Consider the following 16,642-nt stretch of genomic DNA (forward strand, 5'->3'; position numbering starts at 1 on the left):
ACGCCACCGGCAACTAAGGCCGATGAACGGCTATGTTCCGGCGAATAGAGGATCATCGTCCGAAACCACGCCGAACAGGTATCCCGTAGAAATATACCCGTTGACCTGTGAGGTGAAACACATGCCAGCCGTTTGCCCGAATCAGGCGTTCGGGCCGTACTCCTCCAACATCTCCGTGACGAGCGCCGCGATCGGCGAACGCTCGCTGCGGGTCAGCGTGACGTGCGCGAAAAGCGGGTGACCCTTGAGCTTTTCGATCACCGCGGCCACGCCGTCGTGCCGGCCGACGCGCAGGTTGTCGCGCTGGGCGACGTCGTGGGTGAGCACCACCCGCGACCCGCTGCCCAGCCGGCTGAGCACCGTCAGCAGCACGTTGCGCTCGAGCGACTGCGCCTCGTCCACGATCACGAACGAGTCGTGCAGCGAGCGGCCCCGGATGTGGGTGAGCGGCAACACCTCCAGCATGCCGCGCGCGAGGACCTCCTCCATGACCTCCTGGCTGGCCAGGCCGTCGAGCGTGTCGAACACCGCCTGCGCCCACGGGCCCATCTTCTCGCTCTCGGAGCCGGGGAGGTAGCCCAGTTCCTGCCCGCCGACCGCGTAGAGCGGCCGGAAGACCACGACCTTGCGCTGGGATCGCCGTTCCAGCACGGCTTCCAGGCCCGCGGTGAGCGCCAGCGCGGACTTGCCGGTACCGGCCTTACCGCCCAGCGAGATGATGCCGATGCTCTCGTCCATCAGCAGGTCCAGGGCGATGCGCTGTTCGGCGGAGCGGCCGTGCAGCCCGAACGCCTCCCGGTCGCCACGCACCAGTTGCAGCCGCTTGTCCGGGGTCACCCGGGCGAGTGCGCTGCCGCTGGCCCCGAGCAGCCGGATGCCGGTGTGGCACGGCATGTCCCGGACCTCGTCGAGGTCGATGACGCTCTCGGCGTAGAGCCGGTCGACCGCCTCCGGGGCGACCTCCAGCTCGGCCATGCCGGTCCAGCCCGACGTGATGACGTCCTGGGCGTGATACTCGTCGGCCTTCAGACCGACCGAACTCGCCTTGACGCGCATCGGAATGTCCTTGGACACCAACGTGACCGAATGACCCTCGGCCGCCAGATTCAGGGCGCAGGCGAGGATCCGGGAATCGTTGGTATCGGTACGGAACCCGACCGGAAGCACCTCCGGATCGGTGTGATTCAGCTCCACCTGGAGCGTTCCGCCCTCGGTGCCGATCGGCACCCGCTCGTCCAAGCGGCCGTGCACCAACCGTAGATCGTCCAGCATGCGCAGGGACTCCCGCGCGAACCAGCCGAGTTCGTGATGGTGACGTTTGCCTTCGAGTTCGCTGATCACGACCAGCGGAAGCACCACGTGATGCTCACCGAAACGCGTGACGGCCCAAGGGTCCGACAGCAGCACGGAGGTGTCTATCACGAAGGTTTTCAGCCCGGATTTGTGGGCGGATTGCGAGGCGTGAGCTCCCTTTCCGGAGCGTTCGCTCTGAGTAGAGCGGGCTTTCGCCGAGGGAGCGATGACGGAGCGTGCATCAGTCACGGTGGGCTCCTTTGTTGCTCGTGCGGCACCCCGCACGAACGTTCTCGCTGGGCCGGTCCGCCCTGGGGTCAAACAACCCGAGGGCCGGGGGCCGGCCCTCTCGTACTGAGTAGCTCAGCCACGATCAGGACCTCCCGTACGAGCCACACCGCCGCGGCCCGCACATCCGACGTTACTGCCGATCCCGGATTCCGGCTCAGGAGATTGCAGGCGTGTCGGTGAATATGTCGTTAACGTCGCCGCCGAATACCCACGCCGATGAAAGAACATGCTGTGACACACATCTCATTTTCGAACGGAGCGGTCACAGACTTCCGGCGCGGACGAATAATTAGCGCTCGAGTTGCTCCAGCAACACCGCGACCTGGCTGTGCTCCGGATCCCGGACCGCCGTGACCAACGTGACCGGCCCCCGCGCCGCCAGCTCGCGCAACCGCGCCAGCCCCTCTCGCGCCGCCGGTTGAGCCAGTTCGTCCAGGTATTTGCGACGGAACTCCGCCTCCCGGTGCTGCGGGTCGGCGTGGAACCAGCGCCGCAGCTCGGTCGTCGGCGTCACGTCCTTCGGCCACTCGTCGATGCGCGCCCGCTGTTTGCTGATGCCGCGAGGCCACAAGCGGTCGACGAGCACCCGCGTACCGTCTCCGGACTCGGGTTCGTCGTAGACACGTTTCACCCGGAAGCCGGACCTCGGTTGCTGTGCCATGACTCCATGGCAGCACATCCGGGGGCCGGGATACGGGGTCCACGCCGGGGCAGCGGATAGAGTCGATGCCATGGCCGATGTCGAGCATCTGGAGCAGCTGTCGTCGAAGGAGTTACACGACCGCGCGGTGAAGTACGCCGTCCGGCACGGCGATGTGCGGTTCCTGTGGCGGCTACTCGAGCAGATCCCCGCCGCCGAGGCCGCGGTCGGCGATATCGGCGAGAGCGAGGCCGACATCAAGTACGTGCTGCCGATGCTGGACGACTACGTGCATTCCGGCGACGGCAAGATCGCCGAGGTCCTGCGCCCGCTCTACATCGAATATCTCGCCGAACACGACTGACCGCCGGCTGTTGACTTGGAGTGCGCTCCACGTCTTAGCGTTTCCGGCATGAGCATTCGACTCGGCTACCAGATGCCGAACTTCAGTCATGCGACCTCGCCGCGCGATCTGTTCCCCTCGGTCGTCGCGCAGGCGAGGGCGGCGGAAGCCGCCGGTTTCGACGCCGCCTTCGTGATGGATCACTTCTATCAGCTGCCGGTGATCGGCTCGCCCGACGAGCCGATGCTGGAGTCCTACACCGCCCTCGGCGCGCTGGCGACGGCCACCGAGCGCATCCAGCTCTCGACGCTGGTGACCGGCAACACCTATCGCAATCCGGCCATGCTGGCCAAGACCGTCACCACCCTGGACATGGTCAGCGGCGGGCGCGCGGTGCTGGGCATCGGTGCCGGGTGGTACGAACTCGAACACCTCGCCTACGGCTACGAGTTCGGCACCTTCACCGAGCGCTTCGAGCGGCTGGAGGAGGCGTTGCAGATCATCCGGCCGATGCTGCGCGGGCAGCGCCCGACCTTCGACGGGAAGTGGTATCACACCCGCGAGGCCATGAACGAGCCCCGCATCCGCGACGATCTGCCGATCATGCTCGGCGGCGGCGGAGAGAAGAAGACCTTCGCCCTGGCCGCCCGCTTCGCCGACCACCTCAACATCATCTGCAACGCGAGCGAACTCCCCCGCAAGATCGAGGCGCTGCACCAGCGCTGCGAGGAGGCCGGCCGCGACCCCCAGACCCTGGAAACCAGCTTCCTCGGCTTCCTGATCGTCGACGAGGACGGCGACCGAGCCCGCAAACTCCAGGACGAACTCCTGGCAAAACAAGCGGCCCAAGACTTCTCCAGCGTCCCCACCGAGAATTTGCGCGCCAGCCAGTCCGACCGCCACTTCGTAGGCACCCCCGACGACGTCGCCGACCAGATCCAGCGCCGAGTCCTCGACCACGGCGTCGACGGGATCATCGTGAACATGGTCGCCAATGGGCACGAGGAGGGGGTTTTGGAGCTGGCCGGAAAGGCATTGAGCCCCTTGGTTCACGGCTGACCCCGGCCTGCGAGCCTTCTCCTCGTCACGAACTCGCCCGCACGTATTCCGAATACGGTGTTGCCGAAGCCTGGAGACGGGCACTGACGCTTCGGCAGTAGGAGACGATTCCGGGATCCGTCGTCACCGCCGAACCACCGACCGCGCGTCCGTCCTCGCCGACAAGGTTGAACGCAACGATCTCGTTGTCGATCAGCCACCAATCATCCAGCGGCACCTCGCCTGCGAGATGGCGGGGGAGGTAACCAATCGCCTCTCCCGCCTCCACATTGAGGGCGGAGCTCGCTTCGGCTGTCCTGGAGAACCTCTATCGTCGGCCGGAATTCCACTGAAGTATTTCCTCTCCCTTTTCAGAACCTCGATCTACCGGCGGCCCCGCTCGACGCCTCGTTCCCTACCGCGTTCTTCACGGCCGCCGCGAGTCGAACCCGCCGACGGAGGCTCCCGAAATGGCGACTCCTGCCCAGGTGCCGGACGTCCCTTGAACAGCAGATCTGTCACATCCGGAGGCAGCCGCGAACGCAGTCGAGCATCAGCGACTTCGCGTTGCCGCCGAGCCCTCTCGGCATTGTCGGCTGCTTCACGAGCGGCCCGCTCGCCGGCCTCCCGTTCCTCACGTCCGCGGGCATCCCACGCGTCCCGAAATTCTCTGACTACGCGCTCTGCTGCCTCTCGCTCGACTCGGCGCCGCTCGTCGCGTTCGCCCTGCTGTCGTTCCTGCTCCCGCAGGCGTTCGGCTGCTTCGCGTACCTTCGGCAGCCGCTCGGCCGCGCGTTGACGCCGTCGCAGCGCTTGAGCATTGACCAGTTCCAGTTGCCGACTGTCCTTTTCCCGTTCTTGACCCATTGCATAGATCTGCGCGGCCTGGTCGCGCGAGATGATCTGGTGCGTGAATCGGTCCGGGAAGTCGCGGGATAGTTTGTCTATCAGCTCCTGCGTCTTCTTCGAGATCTTCTCGCCCTCGACCGTGCGGAGTCGGTGACTGTGGATGATGCCCTTCTGGAGGAGGTAGTAGTCCTTGCGTAGCTGGTTCTCATCTTTCTTGCCCTCGACTCGCCCTGACTTGTCCTCGAGGCTGTCTGTGCGGTCACGGCCCTCGTTCTTGGCCTTGTCGAATTTCCTACTGCCGAATGGTGTCGAGTACGAGCGCGGTTGCTTCACATAGCCGTTCTCGCGGTCGCGGAAGTATTTTTCGGTACCGTTCTCGAAAATCCGGCCGCGAGTATTGCTGTCATGGCCGTGTCGGATGTCGTCGTAGCTGTCGCCGGGCATGGCGCACTTACCCCCCGTATTCGAAGTGGGTTGTCGGGGTGCGCCGGATCTATTCGACTGTCAAAGTGGCAGCGGATCGAGCTGTCACACAGAGGTTTTGGGATCTATCGACGGTCGCGGCGCAGACAGTCGTCGAGAATCGAGAGCACGGCACCGAATTCGCCTGTTGCGGCAAGTTCCGCCATATGCGTCATGGAAACGATGCTGGGCTGGTCACCCGCGAACTGCACGCAAGGGCCGAAGTGCTCGTAGAGCAGTTCACCCCACTCCGGATTGTTCACCCAGATCATTCCGGTGCGGCGGATGAACGCCTCACCGAGGAACCTGACCAGCTGATCGGCGATATCGTGGTTCTCCGGCGCGGTCAGGGTCTCGCGGTCCGGGAACACCGCAGAAATCGGTTCACCGAGCTGATCGAAAACCATTGGCTCCCACCAGTTCTCTGCACGGACCGGCGGCTCCAGGGTCTCGATGAGGAAGGTGTGTACCGCCGCGTTCATGCGGCCGGGATCGAGCCAGTCCAGCCACGCCTGCGTCTTCTCGTCGAAGTCGATGTCGAAACCGATCTGCTCGGCGTCGCTCATGTCGGGCTCCCCTCCTCGATTGGTTGCTGGTCAGCCTATCCGGGGTCACTGTCAAAGTTCGTCGTCCTCTTCGTGCTCGATGCGCTGCCGTATCTCCTCCACAGACCGGCCTTTGGGGGATGCGGCGCGGCCAGCACCACACCACCGCGCCGACGATGCCCAGCACGCCGAGCGCCGTGGCGCAGAAGATCCAGAAGTCGGTCACGGAAGCGTCCACAGTCGTTCACAGGGCAGCCTCGGGCACGTCGGGTCGGGTGGCTCGAACGTGACCGTGTCGGGCCGGTAGTAGGCGATCCAGTATTCGGCGAACCAGCGGGCAGCCGACTCGCAGGCCACGAACCTCAGCTCTTGCTCGCGCAGGAGGCTGATGTGGACGCGTATCAAGACGTCCGGTTCGTGCGGCAAAGGCGATTCGGGTTGAGCCGCAGAAGGTTCCGCGAAGCTCATCGCGGGCTCGCTAGTTCGGGCCGACGGGACCTGGACCGAGCCGTGCCGCCAGGCCCCGAGGGTCGGCCTGCCGGTTTGCGAGACCGTCCAGCACCTCGAGCAACGTCTGCGTGGTCACCCCCACAGGTAGCCGCACGTCGCTGTTGTTCTTTCGCGGGAACTTGATCCCGCGAGCTGCGGCCCGAACGCGTTGCGACTGGGCAGGAGGCACGACCTTCCCTGCCTTCACCAAGGCGCTGTACGCACTGGACTTCAACGGGCATTCGAGCATGTCGCACTTGATGTGTCGTTGCAAGACCCGGTGCGCTTCCACAACCGTGAGAGGCCGGTCGGGGTGAGCGTGAGCCCGGTCGGCGATGCCGGGTACCGACACCGTCCATGTCTCCGGCGGAGACACTGTTTCCAGGTCGAACAGCTCGCACGCTCTGCTCGGGGTGTGGTCGAGTGTCACGAGATCGTAGACAACCAGCGCGGCTGCATCGAGGCCAGCGGCCAGCCCGAGCGCGTACCCGATCGGATCGGTGTCGTCCGCCGGGGGCCGCACCGTGGACACGTATCGATACCCGAGTAGTTCGGCGTGACGCCGGATCAGCGCCGCGTGCCGTTGCTCGTCGGGTCCGGACACGTCGACACGTATCAGCCCGACCGCTACCGGTGTCTCGATACTTCGTTTCCCGGAATCCATGCCCTGTCCTCTCAGCTCGTCAGAAGGAGAGGCCCGCCGTCGGAGCGATCGATCGGCCGGGCGTCACAACTTGGGTTGGCCAACAAACCGCTGAGGACACTTCATGGACCGACGACGGGCCCGCGTTTAGGTTGACGGCTGAACCCGGCGGGACTGTCCCGCAGCGGGACACTCCCGATACCATGGGGTTTTGGTGCCGTCCAGGGAGTACGCACATGTCCGAACTTCAGCCCGACGACGGCCGATACGTCGGCAGTCAGGTGCGAATGATTCGCCGTCGGCGTGGCATGTCCCAACAGGTGCTCGCCGACCTCGTGGGCATGAGCAGGGGCGCCATCGCCAAGTACGAGGCCGGCGAGCGACCCGTCGATTCGCGCAAAGTGCTGCACGGCTTGGCGGGAGCGCTCGGTGTCGCAGTAGGTGACCTGACCGGGCACGAGCAAGAACGGCTCGACCCCTCCGCCGCCGGATTCCACACTGCCGTCCCGGATATCGAGACCGCCTTGTGGACAGAGGGCAACACCACGCCGAACGGCGCACCCCCCACGCTCGATGAGCTGACGGCGGCGGCACAGCGCGCGGCGCGGCTGCGGATCGCCTGCGACTACGCGACATTGGGGCCGATGCTCGCCCCGCTGTTGAACCACACCTACCGCTATCTGCGGGATGCGCAGGGTGCCGACCTCGACCGCGCCTGGGATGTGATGGCGACCCTCGCGCACACCACCGCGGCAGCGTTGAAGGCCCGCGGCTATCCCGCGCTGTCCTGGACTGCTGCACAACAGGCAGAGGGGGCGGCCGAAAAGATCGGCGGCACAGCAGCTCTCGCTTCGACGGCGTTCGCCCGAAGCCAGGTGTTGCTGGCGCGACCGGGCTCCCTCGTGTCGGCCTTGGATCACGCCGAGGGCATGGCCGAGAGGGTCGCGCCGGACGTCCGCACGATCGGCGAAGTCGAGACGCTAGGGATGCTGCACCTCCAAGCATCGCTCGTAACGGCCGCGCTGGGTGGAGATCCTGAGTCTCATCTGACGGAAGCGGCGGTACAGGCCAAGCGACTGCCGAAGGCGGAGGCCGGCACGTCGATCTTGCGGAATCCGACGTTCGGCCCGGCCAACGTCGCGCTGTGGCGGATGTCCGCGGCGATGGAGCGGCGGGAGCCAGGCGAGGTCCTGAAGCTCGCTCCGACACTGTCGCCGGACCAGTTGCCTGCCGAGGGCAGACGGGCGCAGTACTTCGTGGAGATCGGACGCGCGTACGCCATGCAGCGCAAGTACAGAGATTCGCTGTACGCGCTGCTGCGCGCGGAGCACGCCGCGCCTCAACATGTTCGGCAGATGACGCATGTGCGTGAGTTGGTCGGTCACATGATGCGTTCGGCGCGTAGGGATCTCACCACAGGTGAGCTGGGTAGGCTCGCTCAGCGCGTTGGCGTGGTCCCGGCCTGACCTAGTAATGAACACAGCACAGTGGGCGCTCATACTATCGATATTTGCTCTGGGCTGGACGATATTCACTACCTGGATCCGATGGCCGCGGATCGGCGTCGTCATGCGACAGGGTGTCGAGATCAGAGTTTCGTTTGGGGCCGCGGACAGCACCCCTGCGCGCGATACTTTCCATCTGATCGTGGTCAACAACGGCGCCGAGGCAGCTTCAATAGCGAATGCGGGCATTCGGTCGGGAGATGGATCGGTGACGTTCGACATCGAGAGTCAGCGTGACCGGGGTGCCAGCGTCGTTGGACCGGAGCTACCCGCCAGAATTGAGGCGCATGGTGCCCTGGCCTGGGTGCTTCCGCAAGAATTGCTCGGCAACTTCAAGCCCGGCACCCCGATTGTGGGGTATACGCACCGCTACAAGACACTCTGGATGGTTCCGGGTTGGATCAAGAAGCTTGCCAACAAGATGGATCGCAACGGGCGGGTATGGAAGTTCATCAGCAAGCGAGAGTCCCCGGTCCGGGAGTACGTGACCAAGAAGCGGTACACGAAGAATTGACGTAGGTCGTCGGCGCTTGACTCTTGCTGTAGCCGTACAACCACGGGCGTGAGGGCCAGCCCTGGAACCAGCCGCGCGACCGATAATCAGCCGTCGGCGCCGGGCGCCCAACCGTAGGGATTCCGTTGGGGTCTTCGTAGTTGCGGTGTTTTGGCCGGAGCGGACGTCGAGACCGGCACGCCGACCACAGCCGACGGCCGTACTATCGCGCGGCGGCGACGTGGGCGGTGATCAGGGTGTCCAGGAGGACATCCAGGTCTTGCCAGGGGAAGCTTGGGCGGTCTTGGCGGAGGGTGATCAGGCCGTGCATGGCTGCCCAGAGGCAGGTGGCGGTGGCGGTGGGGTTTGCGCTGCCGCAGGCTGCGGATGCGTCGACGAGTAGCTGGAAGGTGGTCAGGCCGGGGAGTTGGTCCTGCGTGGGCTCCCAGCCGGGGGTGCCTGCGGTGCCGAACAGGACGCGGTAGTGGCCGGGGTTGTGCAGGCCGTAGTCGCAGTAGGCTCGGCAGATTGCCGAAAGTCGTTGGGGGGCATCGTCTTCTGCGGATGCTGCTGCGGAGAGGGCTGCGTTCAGTTCGGCGAAGCGGAGGCGGTAGACCGCGGTCAGTAGGTCTCGGCGGCCTTCGAAGTGCAGGTAGACGCTTTGGGGAGCAACGCCTGCGGCGCGGGCGACAGCGCGCAGTGAAAGAGCATCCTGGCCGTCGACGGTCTCCAGCAATCGGCTGGCGGCGTGGACCAGTTCCTCGCGTAGCCGCTCCCCCTCGCCGCGGCGGTTGGGACGGCGGCCGGTGTCTCCTGAACTCACCTTGACAGGGTAACAAGACAGGCGTCTACTGACAGCCATCAGTAGACACCCGTCTTCCTAGGAATCGCCATGCTGAGCGTTACCCGCGTCGTCCATGCCAGCGTCCTGCTCGATTTCGGCGGCGCCCGGATTCTGACCGATCCCTGGTTCTCCGAGCGCCGCTTCTATCACCCCGGGGAGCCGCGCAGCGTGGCCACCGCCGCAGACCTTCCGGAGCTGGCGGGTGTGGTGATCAGTCACGCGCACTACGACCATTGCGATCTGGCCGCGCTGGCGGACTACCCGGACAAGTCGGTGCCGTTCGCGGTCGCGAAAGGTATTGGGGCGCAGGTACGTGCGGCCGGGTTCAGCAACGTGACCGAACTCTATGCGTGGCAACGGACGCACCTCGGGCCCGTCGAGGTCACCGCGACGCCCGCCGATCACGGCGTCCCCGAGGTCACCTTCATACTGCGGATGGACGGGCACACAGCCTATTTCGGCGCTGACACCCGGCGCATCGGCGAACTGGACGAGATCGCCGAACTGTTTCCGGAGGTCGATCTCGCTCTGCTGCCCATCAACGGCCTGCGGGTGCGCCCGCTGCTGAACCGGCAGGAAGTGATGGACGCCGAGGAGGCCGCCGAGTTCACCGGCGTGCTGCGGCCCCGCCTGGCCGTGCCGATCCACTACGCCTTCACCGGCGGGCCGATCGGAGATCGCCTGATGATCAAGACGATTCGCAACCGGCCCGACCTGTACCGGGATGCCGCAGGCGAATTCGCCCCCGACACCACCGTGCACGTGCTACCGACAGGGGAAACCCTTGTCGTGCAGTAGAACTCAGCCCAGCAGGCGCCAGTCCTCCAGGCCCTGATACAGCGGGAAGTCCTGGGCCAGCTTGGTGACCCGGCCGCGCAGCGCCTCGATGTCGGCGTCGCCCTTCAGAGCGGTCGCGATGATGTCGGCCACCTCGGTGAACTCGGTGTCGCCGAAGCCGCGGGTGGCCAGAGCGGCGGTGCCGATGCGCAGGCCCGAGGTGACCATCGGGGGGCGGGGGTCGAACGGAACGGCGTTGCGGTTCACCGTGATTCCGGCCTCGTGCAGCAGATCCTCGCCCTGCTGGCCGTCCAGCGCGGAGTTGCGCAGGTCCACCAGCACCAGGTGCACGTCGGTGCCGCCGGTGAGGACGGTGACGCCCTTCGCGGTGACATCGGCGGCGGTGAGGCGCTCGGCCAGGATCTTCGCGCCCGCGATCGTGCGCTCCTGACGCTCCTTGAACTCCTGGGTCCCGGCGATCTTGAACGCCACGGCCTTGGCGGCGATCGCGTGCATCAGCGGGCCGCCCTGCTGGCCCGGGAACACCGCGCTGTTGAGCTTCTTGGCGTACTCCTGCTTGGCCAGGATCACACCCGACCGCGGACCGCCCAGGGTCTTGTGCACGGTCGAGGAGACGACGTCGGCGTGCGGCACGGGCGACGGGTGCAAACCGGCGGCGACCAGGCCGGCGAAGTGCGCCATATCGACCCACAGGTACGCGTCCACCTCGTCGGCGATCTCGCGGAAGGCCGCGAAGTCCAGCTGCCGCGGGTAGGCCGACCAGCCCGCCACGATCACCCGCGGGCGCACCTCGCGAGCTTGCTTGCGGACCTCGTCCATATCGATGCGGTGGTCGTCCTTGCTCACCCCGTAGGCGTGCACCTCGTAGAGCTTGCCGGAGAAGTTCAGCCGCATGCCGTGGGTCAGGTGGCCGCCGTGGGCCAGGTCCAGGCCCAGCAGCCGCTCGCCCGGATTCATCAGCGACATCAGGACCGCGGCGTTGGCCTGCGCACCCGAATGCGGCTGCACGTTGGCGAATTCGGCGCCGAACAGCTCCTTGACCCGCTCCCGCGCCAGGTTCTCCACCACGTCGACGTGCTCGCAGCCGCCGTAGTAGCGGCGACCGGGGTAGCCCTCGGCGTACTTGTTGGTCAGCACGCTGCCCTGTGCCTGCAGCACCGCGCGCGGCACGAAGTTCTCCGACGCGATCATCTCGAGCGTGTCGCGCTCGCGGGCGAGCTCGCCCGCCATGGCCGTAGCCAGCTCGGGATCGAGTTCGGCGAGAGACTGGGTGTTGACAGAGGCGGCGGTCGTCTGGGTCACGATCACAGTCTAGGTGCCGTGTGTCGAGCCCTCGAACGGTGCTCACCATCTGTGGATAAGGCCGGCCGTTTCCGCGGCAGACGCCCTCGTTTCCCCGGCATGCTCTTGGCCGGGGGTCCTCGTCGGCGCCGGTAGTTTCCGGCCAAAAGCATGCCGGAAAACATAGGGGGCGCTGCGATGCGGGAGGGGTTGCGTCAGGGCATGCGGCGTATGGCTCCGGGGGTGAGGGGTTCGTCCAGCAGGCGGCGGAAGCGGTCGGAGCGATCATCGGGGTCGGGGGCGCGGTCGAGCCAACCTCCGAGGAGGCGGTAGCCCTCGACGTAGGTGCTGATGTAGGCCCGCCACAGGGGTGAGGAGAGGAAGCGCAGGGACTGCCGGGCGCGCTCCGGCGTCGCGAGGCTCCAGCGCTGGAGGAATTCCGCGACCTCGTCGGCGTCGCGGCCGCGGTCGTGCAGCAGCAGCGCCGCGTCCTGGCGGACGCCGAGCAGTTTCGCCGAGGCGGTCGAAAGGCGTTGCGCGCGTTCGCCGTCGAAACGCAGGCCCAGATCGGCGTAGATCTCCTGCGCCCACGCGCCCCAGTCGGGGCCGACGATCGACCGCAGCGCCAGGTCCGCGAGGCCCTCCGCCATCAGGCACTGCGGGGTGTTCACCACGAACAGCGTCTGCTCGTCCTGACCGGACGCCACCAGTCCAGCCTCCTTGCGGCAGTGCTCGGTGTGGTGGCCCGGATACGCCTCGTGCGCGATCAGCGCCGGCAGGTGCGCCATGTGCTGTTTCAGGTCGGAGTTGATCGCCACCCGCGAGCGATAATTCCCCAGGTAGTAGTTGAATCCCGACCACGGCTTGTCGCCGACCACCTCGTATTCGACGGTCTCGTGATCGGGCAGCGGATAGCGCTCCCGCACCCGCTCGCGCAGGGCGCCGGAGAACGCGTTCACGCATTCGCGCAGGCGCTCGGGCGGGATCTCGTCGGCGCGACGGTGCGCGGCGACCCGCTCGGGCAGCGGACCGTCGCCCGGCAGCACCTCGTCCATCCGCCGGTGGGCCTCGCGGTAGTCCTCGACGTCACCGGGCGCGATCTCGACGTCGAAATAGGCCTGCACCTCCTCGACGAAGGAGATCCGTTCCCCGGCGAACTTGCGACCGGAGCATTCCAGGGCCCGCAGATGCACGTCGAGGAATTCGGTGCGCTCGGGCGGCAGGCCCGCCTCCGGGAGTTCCTTGCGCAACGCCGCGGCCCGCGTCGCCAGATCCCGCGGTTCCGGCGGGGGCGCGTTGTCCACCGCACGGCGCAGCGCCGGATCACCGGTGTACGCGTCGACGAAGCCGGACTCGAGGCGGTCGAATGCCAGCCCCAGCCGCAGGTATTCGGTCACGAGCGGATGCGCCTGCATGACCACCGACCTTATCCCCTGATCGACGCCCTGTGCGCGACTACCGCGAGAGAAACATCACGGCAAGTTACCGGCGAGTAATAACACCCCGCGTACGGCGCCCCGTTGACCCAGAGGACAATTCGCCTATGCGAGGACAGTGGACCGGTTCTCACCGGGCCGGGCACGGCAGCTGTGAGAACTCCTCCGAAGCGCCGTGTTTATCGACCCGAGGACGTGGGTAATGGCGCGCATGAGTGAGCCGAGTCCCTATGTGGAATTCGACCGGAAGCAGTGGCGCACGCTGCGGAAATCGACTCCCCTGGTACTCACCGAGGAAGAACTGATCGGTCTGCGCGGACTCGGTGAACAGATCGACCTGGAGGAAGTGGCGGAGGTCTACCTGCCGCTCGCGCGACTGATCCACCTGCAGGTGGCGGCCCGCCAGCGGCTGTTCGCCGCCACCGCGACATTCCTCGGCGAAACCCATCCCGACCATCAGGTGCCATTCGTGATCGGCATCGCCGGCAGCGTCGCGGTCGGCAAATCCACCACCGCCCGCGTGCTGCAGGCGCTGCTCGCGCGCTGGGATCACCATCCCCGGGTCGACCTGGTGACCACCGACGGATTCCTGTATCCCACAGCGGAACTCACCCGCCGCGGGATCATGCATCGCAAGGGTTTCCCGGAAAGTTACGACCGCCGCAAATTGCTGCGATTCGTGACCGAGGTGAAAGCCGGCGCGGCCGAGGTGTGCGCGCCGATGTACTCGCACATCCTGTACGACATCGTGCCGGGCGATTTCCATTGCGTGCGACAGCCCGACATTCTCATCGTGGAGGGGCTGAATGTGCTGCAGACCGGCCCACGCCTCATGGTGTCGGACCTGTTCGATTTCTCGATCTACGTCGACGCGCGGATCGAGGATATCGAGAACTGGTACGTGAAACGTTTTCTGTCGCTGCGCAAGACGGCATTCGCGGATCCGAAATCACACTTCCACCATTATTCCCGGTTCAACGACAAGGAAGCCACGATCGCCGCGCAGGAGATCTGGAACGCCACCAACCGGCCCAACCTGGTGGAGAACATCCTGCCCACCCGGCCGCGCGCCACGCTGGTGTTGCGCAAGGATTCCGATCACACCATCAACCGGATCCGCCTGCGCAAGCTGTGATTTCCCGTCAGATCTTCCACGCGGCGTCCAGGCGCGCCGCGACGTCGATATCGCGCACCGCGGCGATATGCGGCTTCCGGATCTCCTCTGCGACGTAGCGGGCGACGAACCGCCGGATCTCGTGATCCACGCTGGCCAGAATCCGCAGCAGCTGACCGCGCCGGGTGGCCGTGGCGACATTGATCCGCACATCGCCGGAGCGCGGCTCGGCGATATCGATGATCACCCGCAGCGGTTCGGCGGTCCGGACGGTCAGATGGACGTGGACGTAGCCGTCGACCTGGAATCGGTGCCGGTCCACGGCGAGATCCAGCAGCAGGTCGACCGCGAGCGGGATGGCCAGGTCGAAGGTGATGTGACCGTCCACCGAACGTTCCAGCTTCGGCTCGCCCAGCTGCACCTGCGCCGACACCTTGGCCAAGCGCCCCGGCCCGACCCCGATCGGGCCGAAATCGAAAGCGGCGCCGGTCAATTGGCCGAATGCGCCCGCGATGCGCTGTTCCGAGGCCGCATACTCCAGGAACTGCCGCCCGAACTCCTCGTAGCTGATGTAGTCCGCCGGCGCCTCGACCGTGCCACGCTGCCCGGTCCGGATCTCGCTCATATTCGCGACGGTACGCGAGCGACAGGGCCCGGGTGGGACGCGATCATGGAATTGAAACGGAGCTGTGTTCGATTAGATCCCGGCCAAAAGCATGCCGGGAAAGAGCAAGCCTGCACACCGGGAAACGAGCAAGGCCTGCGCAGGGAGGGAAGGGCACCGGCCGTGCGTGCCAGGAAGGACGGCGCGCAAGCCGGGAGAGGGGGCGGGCGGCCTCAGATCCCGTAGCGGCGGTGGCGGGCGGCGTAGTCGCGGAGGGCGCGCAGGAAGTCGACGCGGCGGAATTCCGGCCAGTACGCCTCGGTGAACCAGATTTCCGAGTAGGCGCTCTGCCAGAGCAGGAAGCCGGACAGGCGTTGCTCGCCGGAGGTGCGGATGACCAGGTCCGGATCGGGCTGGCCGGAGGTGTAGAGGTGCTGGCCGATGGCGTTGACGGTGATCGACTGCACCAGATCCTCGCCGGTCTCGCCCGCGGCCATCTCCTGGCGAACCAGTTTGCGGACCGCGTCGGCGATCTCCTGCCGCCCGCCGTAGCCGACCGCGACATTGACGTGCACGCCGCGCCGGCCCGTCGTCGCGGCGGCCGCCTTCTCCATGCGGCGCGCGATATCCACCGGCAGCCCGTCCAGCGAGCCGACGAGGCGCACGCTCCAGTTCCGCTCCGGCGCCGACAACTCCTCCACGACGTCCGGGATGACCTCGAACAGCGTCTCGAGCTCGTCGCTGTCGCGGCTGAGGTTCTCGGTGGACAGCAGGTACACCGTGACCATCTCGATGCCCTGGGCCTGACACCAGTCGACCAGTTCGGCGATCTTCAGGGCGCCGACCCGGTGCCCGTGGCTGATGTCGTCGAAGCCGTTCTCGCGCGCCCAGCGGCGATTGCCGTCACAGACGACCGCGACGTGACGCGGATGTTGTTTGCCCGCCAGTTGTTTCGACAGGCGCGCCTCGTAGATGCGATATGGCAGGCCACGCACCCGACTAGCAAGTTCCACGAACAGCCACCCTACGCCCGTCCGCGTCGCTCCCCTGCCTCACCGGGTGGTTGATCGCGCCGAACCGGCCCGCGCATCCGCCCGAGCGGGCACGCTGGCCGATGTCCGCGCGGCCCGCACCGTGCCGCCGACACCAACCTACGGTACCGTAGGTTACTGAGGAGGTAACTTGTGACTGAGACGGTACGACCCGGAAATCCGGTGCTCGGAGCCCTCGGCGACCTACGGGATAAGCCGCTCAAGCCCCGGATGCGGGGGTGGATTCACACTTATGCGGTAGGCATCGCGGCGGTGGCGGTGGCGGCGCTGGTCATCGCGGCGGCGACCGTCTCCGCGACGGCCGTGTGGTCGACACTCGTCTACGGGTCGACCGTCTGCGGCCTCTTCGGCATCAGTGCGGTCTACCACCGGGTGACGTGGCGCACCGTACGGACCCGCACCCGCATGAAGCGGGCCGACCATTCGATGATCTTCCTGTTCATCGCGGGCAGCTACACGCCCTTCGCGTTGCTGGGGCTACCGCGCGAGACGGGGATACCGCTGCTGATCGTGGTGTGGGCGGGGGCGCTCGCCGGGGTCGCGCTGAAACTGCTGTGGCCGACCGCGCCGCGCTGGGTCGGCGTGCCGCTGTATCTGGTGCTGGGCTGGGCGGTGGTGCCGGTCGCCGCGACCCTCACGCACAACGTGGGCGTCCTGCCGATGGTGCTGCTGCTGATCGGCGGCCTGGCCTACAGCGGTGGCGCGGTGCTGTACGCGACGAAATGGCCCAACCCGTGGCCGACCACCTTCGGTCATCACGAGTTCTTCCATGCCGCAACGGTTCTCGCCGCGATCTGCCACTACGCCGCCATCTGGCTGGTGGTCCTCGGCTGACCGTCCGACGTGACGCAGTAGACAAGATCGCTCGGAACGCGGCGGCGGTCACCGCACGGGTTCTATGCTGCTCGTTCGTGTTCCCCGA

Annotated in this window: 18 protein-coding genes and 1 pseudogene; 7 read left to right on the forward strand and 12 right to left on the reverse strand. The window is 66.4% G+C overall.

The window, feature by feature from the left end; genetic code table 11:
- Nucleotides 1–141: 141 nt before the first annotated feature.
- Both phoH2 and ON41_RS26200 read right to left on the reverse strand, forming a co-directional pair.
- The gene (phoH2, locus tag ON41_RS26195; RefSeq protein ID WP_040750522.1) at nucleotides 142–1,434 is read right to left on the reverse strand and encodes an RNA 5'-3' helicase PhoH2; all 1,293 of its coding nucleotides are present in this window, start codon (nucleotides 1,432–1,434) and stop codon (nucleotides 142–144) included.
- A 439-nt stretch (nucleotides 1,435–1,873) separates the two neighbouring features.
- The gene (locus tag ON41_RS26200; RefSeq protein ID WP_040750441.1) at nucleotides 1,874–2,245 is read right to left on the reverse strand and encodes a DUF488 domain-containing protein; all 372 of its coding nucleotides are present in this window, start codon (nucleotides 2,243–2,245) and stop codon (nucleotides 1,874–1,876) included.
- A 70-nt stretch (nucleotides 2,246–2,315) separates the two neighbouring features.
- Between ON41_RS26200 and ON41_RS26205 the strand changes: the two genes are divergently transcribed.
- The gene (locus ON41_RS26205; RefSeq protein WP_040750442.1) at nucleotides 2,316–2,588 is read left to right on the forward strand and encodes a hypothetical protein; all 273 of its coding nucleotides are present in this window, start codon (nucleotides 2,316–2,318) and stop codon (nucleotides 2,586–2,588) included.
- A gap of 48 nt (nucleotides 2,589–2,636) precedes the next feature.
- Nucleotides 2,637–3,626, forward strand: a complete 990-nt coding sequence (locus ON41_RS26210) for an LLM class F420-dependent oxidoreductase (RefSeq protein WP_040750443.1) — start codon at nucleotides 2,637–2,639, stop codon at nucleotides 3,624–3,626.
- A 25-nt stretch (nucleotides 3,627–3,651) separates the two neighbouring features.
- Here ON41_RS26210 and ON41_RS26215 read toward each other — a convergent pair.
- From ON41_RS26215 to ON41_RS41845, 5 genes and pseudogenes are all read right to left on the reverse strand, one after another.
- Nucleotides 3,652–3,897 (reverse strand): annotated as a pseudogene (locus ON41_RS26215) (DUF6879 family protein); the annotation flags it as partial.
- 92 nt (nucleotides 3,898–3,989) lie between these two features.
- Entirely contained in the window at nucleotides 3,990–4,898 is a 909-nt protein-coding gene (locus ON41_RS41840) for a hypothetical protein (protein WP_157185625.1), read from the reverse strand.
- Nucleotides 4,899–5,002: 104 nt separating this feature from the next.
- Complete coding sequence (locus ON41_RS26225; RefSeq protein ID WP_040750445.1) at nucleotides 5,003–5,482, reverse strand: hypothetical protein; 480 nt, start codon at nucleotides 5,480–5,482, stop codon at nucleotides 5,003–5,005.
- Between the two features lie 201 nt (nucleotides 5,483–5,683).
- A complete protein-coding gene (locus ON41_RS26230; protein WP_157185626.1) occupies nucleotides 5,684–5,929 on the reverse strand; it encodes a hypothetical protein in 246 nt (81 codons plus the stop codon).
- 10 nt (nucleotides 5,930–5,939) lie between these two features.
- A complete protein-coding gene (locus ON41_RS41845) occupies nucleotides 5,940–6,614 on the reverse strand; it encodes a hypothetical protein (protein ID WP_218003558.1) in 675 nt (224 codons plus the stop codon).
- Nucleotides 6,615–6,829: 215 nt separating this feature from the next.
- Between ON41_RS41845 and ON41_RS26240 the strand changes: the two genes are divergently transcribed.
- Both ON41_RS26240 and ON41_RS26245 read left to right on the forward strand, forming a co-directional pair.
- Entirely contained in the window at nucleotides 6,830–8,059 is a 1,230-nt protein-coding gene (locus tag ON41_RS26240; RefSeq protein WP_157185628.1) for a helix-turn-helix domain-containing protein, read from the forward strand.
- A gap of 103 nt (nucleotides 8,060–8,162) precedes the next feature.
- Nucleotides 8,163–8,612 (forward strand): hypothetical protein, encoded by a 450-nt coding sequence (locus tag ON41_RS26245; RefSeq protein ID WP_157185629.1) that lies wholly within the window; start codon nucleotides 8,163–8,165, stop codon nucleotides 8,610–8,612.
- Nucleotides 8,613–8,814: 202 nt separating this feature from the next.
- Here ON41_RS26245 and ON41_RS26250 read toward each other — a convergent pair whose 3' ends face one another.
- Nucleotides 8,815–9,414 carry a TetR/AcrR family transcriptional regulator gene (locus tag ON41_RS26250; RefSeq protein ID WP_040750450.1) on the reverse strand — a complete coding sequence of 200 codons (600 nt, stop codon included), beginning with the start codon at nucleotides 9,412–9,414 and terminating at the stop codon, nucleotides 8,815–8,817.
- Nucleotides 9,415–9,483: 69 nt separating this feature from the next.
- Here ON41_RS26250 and ON41_RS26255 point away from each other — a divergent pair, with 69 nt between their 5' ends.
- Entirely contained in the window at nucleotides 9,484–10,233 is a 750-nt protein-coding gene (locus ON41_RS26255) for an MBL fold metallo-hydrolase (protein ID WP_040750451.1), read from the forward strand.
- Between the two features lie 3 nt (nucleotides 10,234–10,236).
- On the opposite strand, the gene glyA is transcribed toward ON41_RS26255, so the two are convergent.
- Together glyA and ON41_RS26265 are read right to left on the reverse strand one after the other, a co-directional pair.
- Entirely contained in the window at nucleotides 10,237–11,535 is a 1,299-nt protein-coding gene (gene glyA / locus ON41_RS26260; RefSeq protein ID WP_040750525.1) for a serine hydroxymethyltransferase, read from the reverse strand.
- Between the two features lie 194 nt (nucleotides 11,536–11,729).
- Entirely contained in the window at nucleotides 11,730–12,929 is a 1,200-nt protein-coding gene (locus ON41_RS26265; protein WP_040750526.1) for a hypothetical protein, read from the reverse strand.
- A 223-nt stretch (nucleotides 12,930–13,152) separates the two neighbouring features.
- Between ON41_RS26265 and coaA the strand changes: the two genes are divergently transcribed.
- Nucleotides 13,153–14,085 carry a type I pantothenate kinase gene (gene coaA, locus ON41_RS26270; protein WP_040750453.1) on the forward strand — a complete coding sequence of 311 codons (933 nt, stop codon included), beginning with the start codon at nucleotides 13,153–13,155 and terminating at the stop codon, nucleotides 14,083–14,085.
- A gap of 7 nt (nucleotides 14,086–14,092) precedes the next feature.
- Here the strand turns inward: coaA and ON41_RS26275 are convergent, their stop codons facing one another.
- Both ON41_RS26275 and ON41_RS26280 read right to left on the reverse strand, forming a co-directional pair.
- Complete coding sequence (locus tag ON41_RS26275) at nucleotides 14,093–14,689, reverse strand: hypothetical protein (protein ID WP_051162502.1); 597 nt, start codon at nucleotides 14,687–14,689, stop codon at nucleotides 14,093–14,095.
- Between the two features lie 212 nt (nucleotides 14,690–14,901).
- A complete protein-coding gene (locus ON41_RS26280) occupies nucleotides 14,902–15,681 on the reverse strand; it encodes an isoprenyl transferase (protein WP_040750454.1) in 780 nt (259 codons plus the stop codon).
- 249 nt (nucleotides 15,682–15,930) lie between these two features.
- Between ON41_RS26280 and trhA the strand changes: the two genes are divergently transcribed.
- Nucleotides 15,931–16,554 (forward strand): PAQR family membrane homeostasis protein TrhA, encoded by a 624-nt coding sequence (gene trhA / locus ON41_RS26285; protein ID WP_051162505.1) that lies wholly within the window; start codon nucleotides 15,931–15,933, stop codon nucleotides 16,552–16,554.
- Nucleotides 16,555–16,642 lie beyond the last annotated feature (88 nt).

This window comes from Nocardia transvalensis NBRC 15921, assembly GCF_000308875.1.
Classification (GTDB): Bacteria; Actinomycetota; Actinomycetes; order Mycobacteriales; family Mycobacteriaceae; genus Nocardia; species Nocardia transvalensis.

Excerpts from the sequence above, each read along its gene's own strand:
- ON41_RS26255 (WP_040750451.1), top strand. The coding sequence starts at position 9,484 with ATGCTGAGCGTTACCCGCGTCGTCCATGCCAGCGTCCTGCTCGATTTC.
- ON41_RS26210 (WP_040750443.1), top strand. The coding sequence starts at position 2,637 with ATGAGCATTCGACTCGGCTACCAGATGCCGAACTTCAGTCATGCGACC.
- ON41_RS26245 (WP_157185629.1), top strand. The coding sequence starts at position 8,163 with ATGCGACAGGGTGTCGAGATCAGAGTTTCGTTTGGGGCCGCGGACAGC.
- ON41_RS41845 (WP_218003558.1), bottom strand. The coding sequence starts at position 6,614 with ATGGATTCCGGGAAACGAAGTATCGAGACACCGGTAGCGGTCGGGCTG.
- ON41_RS41840 (WP_157185625.1), bottom strand. The coding sequence starts at position 4,898 with ATGCCCGGCGACAGCTACGACGACATCCGACACGGCCATGACAGCAAT.
- ON41_RS26225 (WP_040750445.1), bottom strand. The coding sequence starts at position 5,482 with ATGAGCGACGCCGAGCAGATCGGTTTCGACATCGACTTCGACGAGAAG.
- ON41_RS26205 (WP_040750442.1), top strand. The coding sequence starts at position 2,316 with ATGGCCGATGTCGAGCATCTGGAGCAGCTGTCGTCGAAGGAGTTACAC.
- ON41_RS26240 (WP_157185628.1), top strand. The coding sequence starts at position 6,830 with ATGTCCGAACTTCAGCCCGACGACGGCCGATACGTCGGCAGTCAGGTG.
- ON41_RS26265 (WP_040750526.1), bottom strand. The coding sequence starts at position 12,929 with ATGCAGGCGCATCCGCTCGTGACCGAATACCTGCGGCTGGGGCTGGCA.
- ON41_RS26230 (WP_157185626.1), bottom strand. The coding sequence starts at position 5,929 with ATGAGCTTCGCGGAACCTTCTGCGGCTCAACCCGAATCGCCTTTGCCG.
- ON41_RS26275 (WP_051162502.1), bottom strand. The coding sequence starts at position 14,689 with ATGAGCGAGATCCGGACCGGGCAGCGTGGCACGGTCGAGGCGCCGGCG.
- coaA (WP_040750453.1), top strand. The coding sequence starts at position 13,153 with ATGGCGCGCATGAGTGAGCCGAGTCCCTATGTGGAATTCGACCGGAAG.
- ON41_RS26200 (WP_040750441.1), bottom strand. The coding sequence starts at position 2,245 with ATGGCACAGCAACCGAGGTCCGGCTTCCGGGTGAAACGTGTCTACGAC.
- trhA (WP_051162505.1), top strand. The coding sequence starts at position 15,931 with ATGCGGGGGTGGATTCACACTTATGCGGTAGGCATCGCGGCGGTGGCG.